The following is a 14,653-nucleotide window of genomic DNA, read 5'->3' on the forward strand; positions in this document are numbered from 1 at the left end:
ATGGCGAGCACTCCCCGCACCCGAGCCCGCGCCCAGACCCTGGCCGATATCACGCGCATCGGCCGCGAACACCTGGCTGCCGACGGTGCCGCGGCCCTGTCGTTACGCGCTGTCGCGCGGGACCTCGGTGTCGTCTCCTCGGCCGTCTACCGATACGTCGCCAGCCGCGACGAGCTGCTGACGCTGCTCGTCGTCGACGGATACACCGAGCTCGGAGACACCGTCGACGCAGCGGTGGACGCGGCCGACGGACCCAAGGAGAAGTTCTTGGCTCTCGGCCGGACGGTGCGGCAGTGGGGACTGCGGGAGCCGGCGCGCTACGCGTTGCTGTTCGGCAGCCCGGTGCCCGGATATCACGCCCCTGCGGAGCAGACCACCGGGCCGGGCACCAGGGTGATCACCACCCTGGTGGCCGTCCTCCACTCGGCGTGGCAGACACGTCGACCGGACGTCGAGACCGACCCGCCCGAGCTGGCGTCACTGCACGGCAGCTTCGAAGACATCCGTGCGCAGATGGAGATGGATCTGCCCGACGGGCTGATCGCACTGGGCGTCATGGTGTGGGCGTCGCTGTTCGGGGCCATCAGCTTCGATGTGTTCGATCAGTACGGGGCCTCGACGTTCTCCAGCAGGGACGCGTTGTTCGAGTACCAGTTGGGACTCCTGGCGAACTTCGCCGGACTCGACCCATGAGGACTGGCCGTATCGCTTGCGCCACATCCGGCGGTGGGCGGTGCCACAATGACTAGCGTGGCAGCGCATGCGGAGGAACCCGAGGACCAGACGGCATCGGCCTTGCGCGATGTCCGTCCCGGCAGTCTGTTGGTGTCGTCCATCGAACTCGTCGAGCCCACGTTTCGGCGCACCGTCATCTACATCATCGAACACAACGATGCGGGCAGCCTCGGTGTCGTGATCAATCGTCCCAGCGAGACCGCGGTGCAGAACGTGCTGCCCAACTGGTCCGAGCTGGCAGCCAAACCGCAGGCGCTGTACGTCGGTGGCCCCGTCAAGCGGGACTCCGCCCTGTGCCTGGCGACGCTGCGGACCGGTGTGTCGATCGACGGTGTTCCCGGTCTGCGCCGCGTCGACGGACGAGTGGTGATGGTCGATCTCGATTCCGATCCTGCTGATATCGCCCCACTCGTCGAGGGCGTGCGCATCTTCGCCGGATACTCGGGCTGGACGTTCGGGCAACTCGAAGGTGAACTCGACCGCGACGACTGGATCGTGTTGTCGGCCTTGGCATCCGACGTGATCGGTCCGCCGCGGATCGACCTGTGGGCACACGTACTGCGGAGGCAGCCGATGCCGTTGGCGCTGCTGGCATCTCATCCGATCGACGTCGACCGCAACTAGAGCGGCTGCGCCGCACGTGAGCGAAACCTCGTAGCAGGGGTCGAGTTTTCGCTCACATGCGCGCAGCGCTCAGTGAGCGAAGGCCTGCGCGCTCGAGTGTCCACCTGACTTCAAGCCGGCGAGCACCTCGTCGATGGCGATGCACAGCATTCGGCCCAGGTCCGCGCTGAAACCCTCTCGCACTACGACTCTGAGCACGGCGACGTCGGTTGCGTTGTCGGGCATCGTGTATGCCGGCACCTGCCAGCCGCGGGCGCGTAGTTCGTGGGAGACGTCGAAGACGGTGAACTCGCAGTGATCCTTCAGCATGAACGACAGGACCGGGATGGCCGAGCCGTCGGTGATCACTTCGATGTCGGGGTGTTTCGCGAGGTGTCGGCTGACGTGAACTGCGGTGTCGCGCAGCGCTTTCATGATGTCTGTGTAGCCGGATCTGCCGAGGCGTAGGAAGTTGTAGTACTGCCCGATCACCTGGTTGCCCGGCCGGGAGAAGTTCAGCGTGAAGGTGGGCATGTCGCCGCCGAGGTAGTTGACTCGGAACACGAGGTCCTCGGGCAGGTCTTCCTTGGTTCGCCAGACGGCGAATCCGATTCCTGGATAGGTCAGTCCGTACTTGTGGCCGCTGGCGTTGATGGACTTGACCCGAGGCAATCGGAAATCCCATTCGAGTTCCGGGTACAGGAACGGTACGACGAATCCGCCACTGGCCGCGTCGACATGGACCGGTACGTCCGGCCCGCCACCGGCAACGATCGCGTCGAGGGCGGCGCAGATCTCCTGCACCGGCTCGAGTTCCCCGGTGAACGTGGTGCCGAGGATCGCGACGACGCCGATGGTGTTCTCGTCCACTGCATCTCGAACCTGTTCCGGGGTGATGACGTAGCGTCCGCGCTCGACGGGCAGGTACTTGGGCTCCACGTCGAAGTAGCGGCAGAACTTCTCCCACACCACCTGAACATTGCTGCCGAGCACCAGGTTCGGAGTGCCGGTACCAGCTCCCCTCGCTCGCCAGCGCCACTTGAGTGCCAATCCGGCCAGCATGACTGCCTCGCTGGAGCCGATGGTCGAGACCCCGGTGGCCGACGACGGGTCCTCCCGGTCGAGTCCGGGGGCGTGGAACAGGTCCGCGACGATGTTGACGCAGCGTTCCTCGATGGCGGCGGTGGACGGGTACTCGTCCTTGTCGATCATGTTCTTGTCGAACGTCTCGGCCATGAGTTTCTCGGCCTGTGGATCCATCCAGGTGGTGACGAACGTCGCCAGATTGAGGCGCGAGCTGCCGTCGAGCATCAGTTCGTCGTGAATGAAGCGGTAGGCGGCGTCGGGATCGAGCTGTTCCTCGGGAAGTCTCAGTGCGGGTACGGGATTGGTGGCGAGGCGGCCGGTGTAGGCCGCAGAAACGATACCGTCGGCATGGATTTTCCTGGTCATCGTCTTCTCCCGTGATCGGCTCGAGTGACACCCAATCTAGTCCGCGACGCTGCCCACCGGGCTCTGTTCCGATTGCGGTCGTCGCGCGAGATGCTGGGCGATCACGGTGCACACCATCAGCTGAATCTGATGGAAGATCAACAGCGGCAGCACGATCAGTCCGACGGGTTGGCCGACGAACAGCACTGCGGCCATCGGCAGCCCGCTGGCCAGGCTCTTCTTGGATCCGCAGAACAGCAGCACCACCCGATCCTCGAAAGCGAAGCCCAGCCACTTGCCTCCGTACCAGGTGATCGCCAGCACCACGGCGAGCAGCGCAGCGCACACTGCGACGACGATGCCGATGCGCCACACCGGCACCGAGGACCACACGTTCTGGTTCATGGATTCGCTGAACGCGGCGAACACGACCAGCAGGATCGAACCACGGTCGACGAGCTTCGTCGGCGCGCTGTGCCGGGTGAGCCAGCCTGTCACCCAGGGTCGCATCAGCTGCCCGACGGCGAACGGAAGCAGTAGTTGCAGGGCGATATCGAGTACCGAGCTGGGGTCGATGGTTACGGAACCGGTCGTGGTCATCAGGGCGATCACGAGCAGCGGGGTGACGAACACTCCGATGATGTTGGAGAACGAGGCGCTCACCACGGCACCGGCGATGTTGCCGCGGGCGATGGAGGTGAAGGCGATCGAGGACTGCACGGTCGACGGGACCAGGCAGAGGAACAGCATTCCGGTGTAGAGGTCGTCGCTGATCACGCCGGGGACGAGAATCCGCAGGGCCAGCCCGAGTGCCGGGAACAGCAGATACGTGCACGCCAGGATCACCGAGTGCAGCCGCCAGTGCTTGACGCCGTTCCAGGCGTCGCGCGGCGAGAGTCGAGCGCCGTAGATGAGGAACAGCAGGGCAATGGCGATGCGCGTCACCCAGCCCAGGACGTCCTCCGCTGTGCCGGTGGCCGGGAACAGGCTTGCCAGCGCTGCGACCGCGAAGATGCCCAACAGGAAGGGATCCAGCACGGTATCCCGCAACAACTTCACTTGGCTAACTTAATCCACCGTAGCGTTGCGAGTGCGGGCGGTCAGGGTGTTGAGCGTTCCCGCGATCTTCTCGGCGTGCACGGATCCGATGGTGAGCCGATCCCCGTTGGCGAAGGTGACGAAGGCCGCGGGACCGGCGTCGGTGGCGACGGCGTAGTTCCCGCGTCCCTTGGCCCGAAGTCCCCAGCCCCCGAACTCCTTCGAGGGATCGACCGCCCGAACCGAGGCACCGGTGATCTCGTCGATGTCGTAGTCGAATGCCGCCATGCCCAGGCTCGAGACGAAGAGGCCGTCGCTGTCGATGTGCACGGTGAAGCGCAGCAGGGACAGAATCAGAATCGTCAGTGGGGCGAACAGGAAGATCGGCCACAGTGAGCCGGACAGCCAGCACGTCAGAGCGGCTCCGGCCAGAGAGACTGCCACGACGGTGATGCCGGCGACCCGGCTGGCTCCGACGCGGACCACCAGCGGCAACTCCGGGCTGCAGCGCGGAAGATCTGCGTGCGGCGGTGATGTGGCGTCGACGCGTTCGCGGTAGTCACGCAGCCTGGACGCACCGAACAACCCGGCCGCGAATCCGACGACGGTTCCCACCGCGATAGCCCAGCCGGGGATGGTCACGCTCCGTTCGGACGCCATGTCCAGTTCTCGGACGAGGGTCGCGATCTGCAGAACACCGATCGTTCCGACGACGGTCAGCCCGATGACCAGCATGGTTCGACGCATGATCAGCAGCACCCGAGTCAACGACGCGACGGCACTGCACCCACCGCCGACCAGCACGATCACGATCGCGAGGGTCCAGGCGTTGGAGAGTGGATTGGAGAAGTCGTCCGGTTCGGTGCCGCTGAAGTGAGTGGCGACCTGCTCGGGCAGACGGCCTTGCCACAGGTAGGCCAGGACGAGTCCGAGTGCGGCGACGACAAGGGGGACGGCAACGCCGAACACGACCCCGGCCGGGTCGAACGTGCGTAGTGCCTTCGCCTTCATCCGCTCAGCTCGGCTGGCAGGCGTCCTTGAGGCTGCACGAGATGCACGAGCTTCCGCATCCGTCCGCCTCGGCGGGTGGCGGAACGGCCGCTGCTGCGCGGGCCCCGATGGACCCGCCGGCTGCGGCGATGAACAGCGCGGCCACGAGGGCAACGACGACGCCGACGACGGCGGCGATGCCGTTCAGTGCGAGGGCGGCCACTGCGCCGATGGCCAGTACCAGCGCCGATGCGGCTGTCGTGGGACCGGCGACGCGATTGGCGAGGGTGAACGTCTCGTCGTCACGCATGGCCTCGGCGGTGCGGACACCGGCGAAGCGGTTGCGTGGGAGCCGACCCAGCAGCGACATGGCAGCGACAGCGCCGACGACGAGCGCGAGCACGAACAACACAACCGAGACGATGACCACCTGGCCAGGATACGGCGCAGCGAGGTCCTGGTACCAGGCGGGCCGCATCACACTTTAGGCTGGTAGGTGTGACCGATTCCGTTGAAGCACCCACCGAGTCCGCCCCCGAGTACCGCTACACAGCCGATCTCGCCGGGCACATCGAGGAGCAGTGGCAGGACCTGTGGGAGACACAGGGCACTTTCGACGCTCCCAACCCGGTCGGAACCCTCGCCGGAGACGTCCCGAAGGACAAGCTGTTCGTTCAGGACATGTTCCCGTATCCGTCGGGCAGTGGCCTGCACGTCGGCCACCCCCTCGGCTACATCGCCACCGACGTGTTCGCGCGGTATCACCGCATGCAGGGTCGCAACGTGCTGCATGCGCTGGGCTACGACGCGTTCGGTCTGCCGGCCGAGCAGTACGCCGTGCAGACGGGCACGCACCCGCGCAGCACCACCGAGAACAACATCACCAACATGCGACGCCAGTTGCGTCGGCTGGGTCTCGGGCACGATCGCCGACGGTCCTTGGCGACGACGGACGTCGACTTCTACCACTGGACACAGTGGATCTTCCTGCAGATCTTCAACTCGTGGTTCGACGCGGACCTCGGTAAGGCCAGGCCCATCTCGGAACTGGAGGCGGCGTTCGCCTCGGGTGAGCGGTCTTTGGACGACGGCCGCTCCTGGGAATCGCTGACCGTCGGTGAGCGCCGTGAGGTGATCGACGGGTTCCGTCTGGTGTACGAGTCCAACTCGATGGTCAACTGGTGCCCCGGTCTGGGTACGGTGCTCGCCAACGAGGAGGTCACCGCCGACGGACGCAGCGATCGCGGCAACTTCCCGGTGTTCCGAAAGAACCTGCGGCAGTGGATGATGCGAATCACCGCCTACTCCGACCGCCTGGTCGACGACCTCGAGTACCTGGATTGGCCCGAGAAGGTCAAGACCATGCAGCGCAACTGGATCGGGCGATCCCGCGGTGCACAGGTCTCGTTCTCGAACATCGAGGTGTTCACCACCCGTCCGGACACGCTGTTCGGTGCCACCTACGTGGTGCTCGCCCCCGAGCACGAACTGGTCGACGGGTTGGTTGCTCCCGAGTGGCCTTCCGACGTGTCCGACAAGTGGACCGGCGGAGCCGCCACCCCCGCGGAAGCCGTTGCGGCATACCGCGCGTCGATCGCCGCCAAGTCGGATCTGGAGCGGCAGGAGAACAAGGAGAAGACCGGCGTCTTCATCGGCGCCTACGTGAGCAACCCGGTCAACGGTGAGCAGGTCCCGGTGTTCATCGCGGACTACGTGCTGACGGGCTACGGCACCGGCGCGATCATGGCCGTACCCGGACACGATGCCCGCGACTGGGAGTTCGCCACGGCATTCGGTCTGCCTGTGCGCGAGGTCATTTCAGGCGGAGACGTCACCGAGGCCGCGTACGTCGGCGACGGCGCACTGGTGAACTCCGACTTCCTGGACGGCCTGCCGGTGGACGAGGCCAAGGCCGCCGTCATCGCGCGGTTGGAAGCCGACGGCACCGGCCGCGGCACCATTCAGTACAAGCTGCGCGACTGGCTGTTCGCTCGCCAGCGCTACTGGGGCGAGCCGTTCCCGATCGTCTGGGACTCCGAGGGCAACCCGCACGGATTGCCGGATTCTGCTCTGCCGGTCGAACTTCCGGAGGTCGAGAACTACGCACCGGTCTCCTTCGATCCGGACGACGCCGGCTCCGAGCCGTCCCCGCCGCTGGCCAAGGCGGCCGAATGGGTGAACGTCGAACTCGATCTGGGCGACGGGCTGCAGACCTACACCCGCGACACCAACGTCATGCCGCAGTGGGCCGGTAGTTCCTGGTACCAGCTGCGCTACATCGACCCCACCAACTCCGAGGCCTTCGCGGACCCGGAGAACGAGAAGTACTGGGTCGGACCGCGTCCGGAGATCCACGGACCCAACGATCCCGGCGGAGTCGATCTCTACGTCGGTGGCGTCGAGCATGCGGTGCTGCACCTGCTGTACTCGCGCTTCTGGCACAAGGTGTTGTTCGATCTCGGCCATGTCAGCTCGAGCGAGCCGTACCGTCGCCTGTACAACCAGGGCTACATCCAGGCCTTCGCCTACACCGATGCCCGCGGCGTCTACGTACCCGCGGCCGAGGTCGTCGAACGGGACGGCGGCTACTTCCATCAGGACCAGCCCGTCAACCGTGAGTACGGCAAAATGGGTAAGTCTCTGAAGAACTCGGTCTCCCCCGACGAGATCTTCGCCGAGTACGGTGCCGACACCCTGCGCTTCTACGAGATGTCGATGGGTCCGTTGGACACGTCGCGGCCGTGGGCGACCAAGGACGTCGTCGGCGCGCAGCGGTTCCTGCAGCGGGTGTGGCGACTGGTACTCGACGAGGTGACCGGCGAGGTCCGCGTCACCGACGACAAGCCCACCGAGGACACACTGCGCGTGCTCAACCGTGTGATCGATGGTGTGCACGCGGATTACGCTGCGCTGCGCGACAATACGGCCGGTGCCAAGCTCATCGAGCTGACCAACCACATCACCAAGGCGTACCCCGACGGTGCTCCGCGTGGGGTCGTCGAGCCGCTGATCCTGATGCTCGCTCCGCTGGCTCCGCACCTGTCCGAGGAACTGTGGAGCAAGCTCGGCCACGAGAAGTCGCTGGCACACGGTCCCTTCCCGCGCGTGGAGAAGAAGTGGCTCGTCGCCGATACCGTCGACTACCCCATTCAGGTCAACGGCAAGGTACGCAGCCGCATCACCGTCCCCGCCGATGCGACCAAGGACGACGTCGAGAAGACGGCACTGGCCGACGAGAAGATCGTCGCCCTGCTCGACGGCAAGGCCCCGACCAAGATCATCGTGATCCCGGGTCGAATGGTGAACATCGTCCTGAAGTAGCCCCCGCCGAACTCGAAGTTGTGGATGAAAATCTGGCGATTTCCGTCCATAACTTCGAGCTCGGGGCTTTAATTTGTTCCATGTCACAGGTCGGTAAAGGATTCGTGGTGAGGCTGGTGGCCTCCGTCGTCCTGGTTCTGGGATCCGTCACACTCGTGAGTGTCCCTGTTGCACAAGCAGATCCGGGGCCCGGCTCACCGATTCCGGCCAACGATCCGTTCTACGATTGGGACGGCGGGCTGGACGTCTCCCCGGGAACGGTGCTTCGGTCGAGGCCGATGACGTTCCGAACGCCGAACCAGCCGACGCCGGTCACCGGTAGCCAGGTTCTGTACAGAACTACCGACCAGCAGGGCGAATCCGTCGTCACGGTCGCCACGGTGCTGCGGCCCCTGATCCCCGGCCCGACGCGAATCGTGTCGTACCACATGGCATACGACGCCCTCGGGTCCCAGTGCAACCCCTCGTACACCCTCAGCGGCGGGTCCACGAGTCCTATTGCCGGCGCGGAACAGGTGGTCATTGCCGGCTACCTCGCAGCCGGCTACACCGTCGTCGTGCCGGATTACGAGGGCGAGGAGCTCGAGTGGACGATCGGGCGGCAGTCGGGCTACGCAGCGTTGGACGGGATTCGTGCGGCTCAGTCGTTCCTACAGCTTCCGTCGAACACTCCCGTCGGCATGGTCGGATACTCCGGAGGATCCGTCCCGACGCAGTGGGGTGCCGAGATTGCCCCCGAGTACGCGCCCGAGCTGAACCTCGTCGGAGCGGCGGCCGGCGGGCTGCCCGTCGACCTGGCTCACAACCTGCCGTACGTCAGCGGAAGCAAGGAGTGGGCGGGCGTCATCCCGGCTCTGATCGTCGCCTACGAACGCGCCTACGGTCTCGACCTGGACGATTTCATCTCCGACTACGGCCGCCAGGTGATCGATCAGGTCGATCAGGAGTGCATCGCCCAATTCGCCGACGACTACCCGACGCTCACCGACACGTCGATGGTCAAGGCTCCGTACACCTCCATGCTCGACGTACCCGAGGTGGTGGCGGCGATCGACGACAACATCATGGGTAGCCAGGGCACTCCGCGAACGCCGATGTTCCTGGCTGTCGGGCAAGCCGATCCGATCGGAGATTCCGTCATGATCACCGGGGATGTACAGGGACTGGCGTACGAATACTGCGGCAGGGGCGTCGATGTGCAGTACGCGCAGTACGACGGCTTGACGCACAGCGAAGCCTTCCCGGCTTTCGAGGCCCAGAGTTTGCAATTCCTGACCGAGCGATTTGCCGGTGGGCCAACCCGCAGCAACTGCGGAACCATCCCGCCCGGAAACAGCCTGGCACCAGCTCCGTAGTACGAACCCGGGTGGTTCTGTCAGATCGCGCCCAGATCGGCCGACAGCCAATGCTCCGGTTGCAGGTAGAACACCACGTTCTCTTCGTGTTCGCTGTTCGCCATCTCGAGGTAGCCGTCGACCTTCTCCGGGGGTAGGTAGCGTGCAGCCATGGCGCGCAGGAGGTCCGGAGTACTCGGCTCTTCCCGCGCAACCGGTCCGTCGACCGAGACGTACCTGATCCTCGGATTCGACTGCTCGATCATGAGCGTGAATCGCCCTGCGGCTCTGATCAATTCGGCTTTCTTCGACGTCTTCCCGGTGAGGACCCAGGCCTGGCCACCAGGTGTGTAGTCGTACCAGATGGGAACGGTCAGTGGACCTCGATCAGGTCCCGCGGCGACGGACAGCGCGGCGATGTGAGACTCGGCCAGAAATTCTTCGCGTTCTGCCTTCGACAGTGCCATGAAACAACCGTAGGACTTTCGCAGACCAAGTTCTAGACCTGAGACGAACCCTCGGGCCGGGTGACGTCAGGGCGTCCTGGTGGAGATGCCGGGCATGAGTAGTCGGAGAACGCCGTCGGCAACGTCGATTGCCGATTCGTTCGGCCGCGTCAAGCATCGAAACAGGACGTTGTTGGTCAGCATGACTGCCGCCTCGATCGTCGGTGCCTCGTCGCTGAACACGCCGGTTTCGCGTCCGCGTTCGAGGATCGGGACGACGGCGGCAGGTAGGTACAGGTTCTCCATCACGGTCGTGATCGTGCTCGGCTGTTGGAACTGCTCGAAGCTGAGCGCCAGGAGCATCCCTGTACTCATCGCGCGGTTGTCGATCACGAACTCGCCCACCGCAATCAACGTGCGCTGCAGAGCGATTGCGGGCTCGATGCCGAGGCGTTCGTCGGCTCGGCGCAGTCGTAGGACGCGATCGAACTCGGGTTTCAGTGCGGCGACGATGATGTCTACCTTGCTGGGAAACAGGCGTCGGAGATCCTCGACTCGAATCTTTGCTGCTGCGGCGATGTCGGCGAGCGTCACCAGGAAGTATCCGTTGTCGAGGAAGAGCGCTTCCGTGGCCGCGATGACGTCGGCCTCCAGATCGGGGCGGAGGGACGCGGCATCGTCGAGCACGTCGACGGGGTCGGGTTCGGTCGAGTTCCGATCGGAATGCACTGGGTCGACGGCCCAACGCAGGATCGAGGTGACTGCCTCGGCTACCTCGCTCGTGGCAACGGAACCGGGCGTGAGCATCTCGCGAAGAGCGTAGCCGTCGAGAAGTGCGCCCAGGGCAGTGGACAGGGACGTCAACGTCAGTGGCCGACGCACGGACCCGCCCTGAGCTTGGATGGCCCGACCCACCATGGTGCGCAGGTCGGCATCGAGTCGCTCGAATTCGGGGGTGACGGCTTTGCGCGCCCCGTCGTGGTCGCTGGCGAGCAGGGTGGCGACCAGGCGCCGACGCATCAGGCCGGAGGTCAGGTCCTCGAACAGGGCGGACACCGGCGCGGTCGCGTCTCGCAGCCCGGCAGGCGGGTCGATGGGCGTCGTGCCGATGTAATTCACGGTGAGGTTGTCGAGAAGATCCGCCACGAACGCTTCTTTGCCGCCGGAACCTCCACTGCGAGAGTTGCCTGGGTAGGTGTTGTGGAACGTTTGATGTGACAGCCCGGCACCGTCGACCACCGCCGAGATGGACAGCGAGCGGGCGAGGTGGGTCATGTCCACGTCGTTCAGGAGCCGGTATCCGGCGTGGAGAAATTGTTCACGCGGGACGGGCCTAGGGTTCAACGTCAACCGCCTTCACTGGACTTCACAGCACCTGAATGGATCACGAACCATAGCAATCCAGTGACCGAGCTCGCAGTGTTTAGTTCTAACTACATGTCTGTGTAGTCGTAACACTCGAATCGATGTTGTTCTCGAATTGGTTTGTGTTGCAGGGGGTTCGCGGTCCGTGGTCCGATACTCATCGGCCTCAAGGCCGGTATTTCGAGGAGGACCCGATGGTGTTGATCGATCGTCGACCCCAAGTCCAGACGCGCGTCGCAGTGCCCGGGACAGTGCGCAACCCCCTCGGCCCGAGGCCGCCCGTCACCCGTTCCACTCTTGCATCGGGGCGAGTCCAGGGCCGACGACCAGCGCCGACGTACGCGTCACCCGGACTGACCGAGCGTGAAGTTGCAGTCCTGAAAGTCTGGTTGGACTGCGACTCCAAAGTCGAAGTCGGTGCGCGCCTCCACATCGCCCTGGGAACCGTCAACACCCACCTGACACGAATTCGAGACAAATACTCCCGCGTCGGTCGGGCAGCACCGACCAAGGCGGCACTCGTCGCCAGGGCCCTGCAAGACGGCATAGTGAAACTCGACGACCTCTGAGCGACGAAGGTCGGCGGGGTTGATTGCAGGCAACGTGCGTAGCCGAGGGGCCCACGCAAGTCGTCTGGCCAACGAACTACCAGACTCACGCCGAACCCTCTGTTGTGAGCGGAAACTCGACCCCCACTACGAGGCCGGAGTGGAGCCTGCGCAACGACCGAGGGGACTTTCGCTCACCTGGTGCGCAGCACCACTTCTGTGGGATGTGCGTCGGCAGGCGTATCGATGGCATTGCGTACCGCACGGGCAACGGTACTGGGCTGCAGGAACTTCGAGCCGTCGTACTCCCCACCCTCGTGCGCGACGATCTCCTGCTGCATTTCGGTGTCGATGCGTCCGGGATGCAGCGAGGTCACGCGTAGCGACGGTTCTTCCTGCCGTAGTGCATCTCCGAAGGCCCGGAGCGCGAACTTGCTCGCCGCGTAGCCGCCCCACCCGGGGTTCGCGCGAATACCCGCACCCGAATTGATCAGCACCACATGGCCGTTCGCCTTTCGCAGCGCCGGAAGGAGCAATCGAGTCAGCTCGACGACGGCGATGACGTTCACCTCGTACTGCCGACGCCAATCATCGGCCGTCGACTCCTCGACCGTCCCCAGCGCCGCGACTCCGGCGTTGTGCACCAACACATCCAGAGAATCGATGCCCGACGCGGCCGCCGCAACCGCGTCGGGGTCGGTCAGTTCCACCGGCCATGGGGTAGCTCCGGCCAGTTCCGACGCGATCGGTTCGAGAGATTCGGTCGATCGTCCGCCGAGCAATACGTGGTGATCCGGCGCGAGAAGTCGGGCGATATGGGCCCCGAGGCCACGGCTTGCTCCGGTCACCAACGCAGTGCGAGTCATGAAAGCAGGTTACTCAAAAGCTCATACCGGCTTCGGCTGCCCAGGTCCGGGTGGTGTTCGCTCCGTCGAGTTCTTCACGAATGATGTCCGCGTGTCCCGCGTGCTGGGAGATCTCGCGCAGAATGTGCAGCACCGTGAATCGTGCGCTCTGCCAGATGCGTTCGGGTGCCCAGGGTGCCGTCGGCACCGGGACCGACAGGTCGAGGTCCAACGTCTCGAGCGCAGCCGAGGTGGAGGCCGCCACCTCGTCCCATTCGGCGATCAACCCCGCGACGGTTTCGTTCTCGGCCATGACGTATTCGCCGCCGGCGCTGGCCATGTCGAATTCCGCGTTCTCGTCCAGGTCGGCGATCACCTTCATCCAGTGCCGTTCGTTGCTGATCACGTGATGCAGCAGCCCGCCGAGGGTCAACTCGCTCGTGGTGGTGCGGGTGCGCGCCTGCTCCTCGGTGATTCCGCGGACGGTGATGTGAAAATTGGCGCGTTGTTCGTCGAGCATCTTCACGATGTCGGTGTTCTCGGTGGTCATTGTTCCTCCTGGTGGTTGGTGATGTTCACAGTAGGAGCGATCGAGGACAGGTTCGGTCCGCAATTTCAAACGAGCGGAATGTCGCCTGTGCACGCAAACTGTCTGCATGGGCGATCGAGGTTTCACTTCCACGCAGCTGGCAGCGCGCGCGGCATATCTGCTCAGGGGCAACGACCTGGGCACCATGACCAGTGCGGCTCCGCGGCTGTATCCGCACATGTGGAGCTGGGATGCGGCGTTCGTCTCCGTCGGACTGGCTCCGCTGAGCGTGGAGCGGGCCGTGGTGGAGATGGATACCTTGCTCTCCGCACAGTGGAAGAACGGGATGATCCCGCACATCGTGTTCGCCAACGGTGTCGACGGCTACTTCCCCGGGCCGGCGCGATGGGCCACCGGCACGCTCGCCTCACACGCACCGATGAGCCCGCAAACCTCGGGCATCACCCAACCGCCGGTCCACGCGATCGCCGTGCAGCGCATCCTGGACCACTCCAAGCGCCACGGACGCACGACGCGTGCCGTCGCCGAGGAGTTTCTCGATCGCCGCTGGGGTGATCTGGTGCGGTGGCACAGGTGGCTCGCCCAGGCCCGTGACGTCGACGACAACGGAAGAATCGCGGTTTTCCACGGCTGGGAGTCGGGGATGGACAACTCGCCGCGGTGGGATTCGGCCTACGCGAATGTGGTTCCCGGAGAAATGGATCCGTACTTCCGGGAGGACAAGGCGGTCATCAGCGACGCTTCCCAGCGGCCAAGCAATCTCGAGTACGACCGCTACATCTGGCTGGTGGAAGAGATGAAGCAGGTCGGGTACGACGACGACGCATTGAAGACGAAGATGAGCTTCGCCGTCGAGGATGTGTTCGTCAGCGCCATCTTCGCGGTGGCATGCGATGTACTCGCGACCATCGGCGAGGACCACTCGCGTCCTCACTCCGATGTTCGGGAGTTGCGGTCGTGGGCGGAGAAGTTTCGCAAGGGAGTGATTGCGACGACGGACGCGCGCTCCGGCGGGGCCCGTGACTTCGATCTGCGGACCGGCCAGTGGATCGGCACCGAGACCATCGCGATGTTCGCGCCGTTGCTGTGTGGCGGCCTGCCCCGCGAGCAGGAGCGCAATCTGCTTCGGATCTTCGAGGGCACGAGATTCTGCGGTCACCCTGATCTGCGGTACGCCGTCCCGCCGTCGACGTCCCCGGTCTCCAAGGATTTCCGTGCCCGTGAGTACTGGCGCGGGCCGGTGTGGCCGGTGATGACGTGGCTGTTCTCGTGGGCATTCGCGCGTCGTGGGTGGTCCGAGCGGTCACTGTCGTTGCGCGACGAAGGCTTGCGCCAGGCCAGCGACGGCAGCTTCGCCGAGTACTACGAACCGTTCACCGGCAAGCCGCTCGGCAGCATGCAGCAATCGTGGACGGCCGCGGCCGTACTGGACTGGCTGGGGTAGCGC

At 64.8% G+C, this 14,653-nt stretch carries 14 protein-coding genes; 6 read left to right on the forward strand and 8 right to left on the reverse strand.

The features are described 5' to 3' along the window. A complete protein-coding gene (locus tag R3P93_RS10815; protein ID WP_317533002.1) occupies positions 1-693 on the forward strand; it encodes a TetR/AcrR family transcriptional regulator in 693 nt (230 codons plus the stop codon). A gap of 48 nt (positions 694-741) precedes the next feature. Beyond that, complete coding sequence (locus tag R3P93_RS10820) at positions 742-1,359, forward strand: YqgE/AlgH family protein (RefSeq protein WP_068047637.1); 618 nt, start codon at positions 742-744, stop codon at positions 1,357-1,359. Between the two features lie 69 nt (positions 1,360-1,428). On the opposite strand, the gene R3P93_RS10825 is transcribed toward R3P93_RS10820, so the two are convergent. From R3P93_RS10825 to R3P93_RS10840, 4 genes are read right to left on the reverse strand one after another with little or no spacing between them, the layout of a single operon-like run. Further along, a complete protein-coding gene (locus R3P93_RS10825) occupies positions 1,429-2,790 on the reverse strand; it encodes a glutamate decarboxylase (protein WP_317533003.1) in 1,362 nt (453 codons plus the stop codon). 36 nt (positions 2,791-2,826) lie between these two features. Then, complete coding sequence (locus R3P93_RS10830) at positions 2,827-3,828, reverse strand: bile acid:sodium symporter family protein (RefSeq protein WP_068047630.1); 1,002 nt, start codon at positions 3,826-3,828, stop codon at positions 2,827-2,829. Between the two features lie 9 nt (positions 3,829-3,837). After that, positions 3,838-4,818: a DUF1648 domain-containing protein gene (locus R3P93_RS10835; RefSeq protein ID WP_317533004.1), complete on the reverse strand. Its 981-nt coding sequence runs from the start codon at positions 4,816-4,818 to the stop codon at positions 3,838-3,840. A 4-nt stretch (positions 4,819-4,822) separates the two neighbouring features. Continuing rightward, positions 4,823-5,227: an SdpI family protein gene (locus R3P93_RS10840; protein ID WP_068047655.1), complete on the reverse strand. Its 405-nt coding sequence runs from the start codon at positions 5,225-5,227 to the stop codon at positions 4,823-4,825. Positions 5,228-5,295: 68 nt separating this feature from the next. Between R3P93_RS10840 and leuS the strand changes: the two genes are divergently transcribed. Together leuS and R3P93_RS10850 are read left to right on the forward strand one after the other, a co-directional pair. Beyond that, positions 5,296-8,118 carry a leucine--tRNA ligase gene (gene leuS / locus R3P93_RS10845; protein WP_317533005.1) on the forward strand — a complete coding sequence of 941 codons (2,823 nt, stop codon included), beginning with the start codon at positions 5,296-5,298 and terminating at the stop codon, positions 8,116-8,118. 80 nt (positions 8,119-8,198) lie between these two features. Beyond that, positions 8,199-9,473, forward strand: a complete 1,275-nt coding sequence (locus tag R3P93_RS10850; RefSeq protein WP_317533006.1) for a lipase family protein — start codon at positions 8,199-8,201, stop codon at positions 9,471-9,473. A gap of 20 nt (positions 9,474-9,493) precedes the next feature. Here R3P93_RS10850 and R3P93_RS10855 read toward each other — a convergent pair whose 3' ends face one another. Continuing rightward, entirely contained in the window at positions 9,494-9,919 is a 426-nt protein-coding gene (locus R3P93_RS10855; protein ID WP_317533007.1) for a pyridoxamine 5'-phosphate oxidase family protein, read from the reverse strand. A gap of 66 nt (positions 9,920-9,985) precedes the next feature. Further along, the gene (locus tag R3P93_RS10860; protein WP_317533008.1) at positions 9,986-11,173 is read right to left on the reverse strand and encodes a TetR/AcrR family transcriptional regulator; all 1,188 of its coding nucleotides are present in this window, start codon (positions 11,171-11,173) and stop codon (positions 9,986-9,988) included. 284 nt (positions 11,174-11,457) lie between these two features. On the opposite strand from R3P93_RS10860, the gene R3P93_RS10865 reads away from it, so the two are divergent. After that, positions 11,458-11,832 (forward strand): LuxR C-terminal-related transcriptional regulator, encoded by a 375-nt coding sequence (locus R3P93_RS10865; RefSeq protein ID WP_094638547.1) that lies wholly within the window; start codon positions 11,458-11,460, stop codon positions 11,830-11,832. A gap of 173 nt (positions 11,833-12,005) precedes the next feature. Here the strand turns inward: R3P93_RS10865 and R3P93_RS10870 are convergent, their stop codons facing one another. Together R3P93_RS10870 and R3P93_RS10875 are read right to left on the reverse strand one after the other, a co-directional pair. Next, on the reverse strand, positions 12,006-12,677 hold the full coding sequence (locus R3P93_RS10870; protein WP_094669290.1) for an SDR family oxidoreductase: 672 nt from the start codon (positions 12,675-12,677) through the stop codon (positions 12,006-12,008). 13 nt (positions 12,678-12,690) lie between these two features. After that, positions 12,691-13,206 (reverse strand): DinB family protein, encoded by a 516-nt coding sequence (locus tag R3P93_RS10875; RefSeq protein ID WP_094638386.1) that lies wholly within the window; start codon positions 13,204-13,206, stop codon positions 12,691-12,693. A 106-nt stretch (positions 13,207-13,312) separates the two neighbouring features. On the opposite strand from R3P93_RS10875, the gene ggh reads away from it, so the two are divergent. Beyond that, on the forward strand, positions 13,313-14,650 hold the full coding sequence (ggh, locus tag R3P93_RS10880; protein ID WP_094638385.1) for a glucosylglycerate hydrolase: 1,338 nt from the start codon (positions 13,313-13,315) through the stop codon (positions 14,648-14,650). The last annotated feature ends 3 nt before the right edge of the window (positions 14,651-14,653 follow it).

This window comes from Rhodococcus cerastii (assembly GCF_033042195.1).
GTDB lineage: Bacteria > Actinomycetota > Actinomycetes > Mycobacteriales > Mycobacteriaceae > Rhodococcoides.

Bases quoted from the DNA above. Each gene is read 5' to 3' on its own strand.
- R3P93_RS10815 (WP_317533002.1), top strand. From the start codon at position 1: ATGGCGAGCACTCCCCGCACCCGAGCCCGCGCCCAGACCCTGGCCGAT.
- R3P93_RS10820 (WP_068047637.1), top strand. From the start codon at position 742: ATGACTAGCGTGGCAGCGCATGCGGAGGAACCCGAGGACCAGACGGCA.
- R3P93_RS10825 (WP_317533003.1), bottom strand. From the start codon at position 2,790: ATGACCAGGAAAATCCATGCCGACGGTATCGTTTCTGCGGCCTACACC.
- R3P93_RS10835 (WP_317533004.1), bottom strand. From the start codon at position 4,818: ATGAAGGCGAAGGCACTACGCACGTTCGACCCGGCCGGGGTCGTGTTC.
- R3P93_RS10850 (WP_317533006.1), top strand. From the start codon at position 8,199: ATGTCACAGGTCGGTAAAGGATTCGTGGTGAGGCTGGTGGCCTCCGTC.
- R3P93_RS10855 (WP_317533007.1), bottom strand. From the start codon at position 9,919: ATGGCACTGTCGAAGGCAGAACGCGAAGAATTTCTGGCCGAGTCTCAC.
- R3P93_RS10860 (WP_317533008.1), bottom strand. From the start codon at position 11,173: ATGACCCACCTCGCCCGCTCGCTGTCCATCTCGGCGGTGGTCGACGGT.
- R3P93_RS10865 (WP_094638547.1), top strand. From the start codon at position 11,458: ATGGTGTTGATCGATCGTCGACCCCAAGTCCAGACGCGCGTCGCAGTG.
- R3P93_RS10870 (WP_094669290.1), bottom strand. From the start codon at position 12,677: ATGACTCGCACTGCGTTGGTGACCGGAGCAAGCCGTGGCCTCGGGGCC.
- R3P93_RS10875 (WP_094638386.1), bottom strand. From the start codon at position 13,206: ATGACCACCGAGAACACCGACATCGTGAAGATGCTCGACGAACAACGC.
- ggh (WP_094638385.1), top strand. From the start codon at position 13,313: ATGGGCGATCGAGGTTTCACTTCCACGCAGCTGGCAGCGCGCGCGGCA.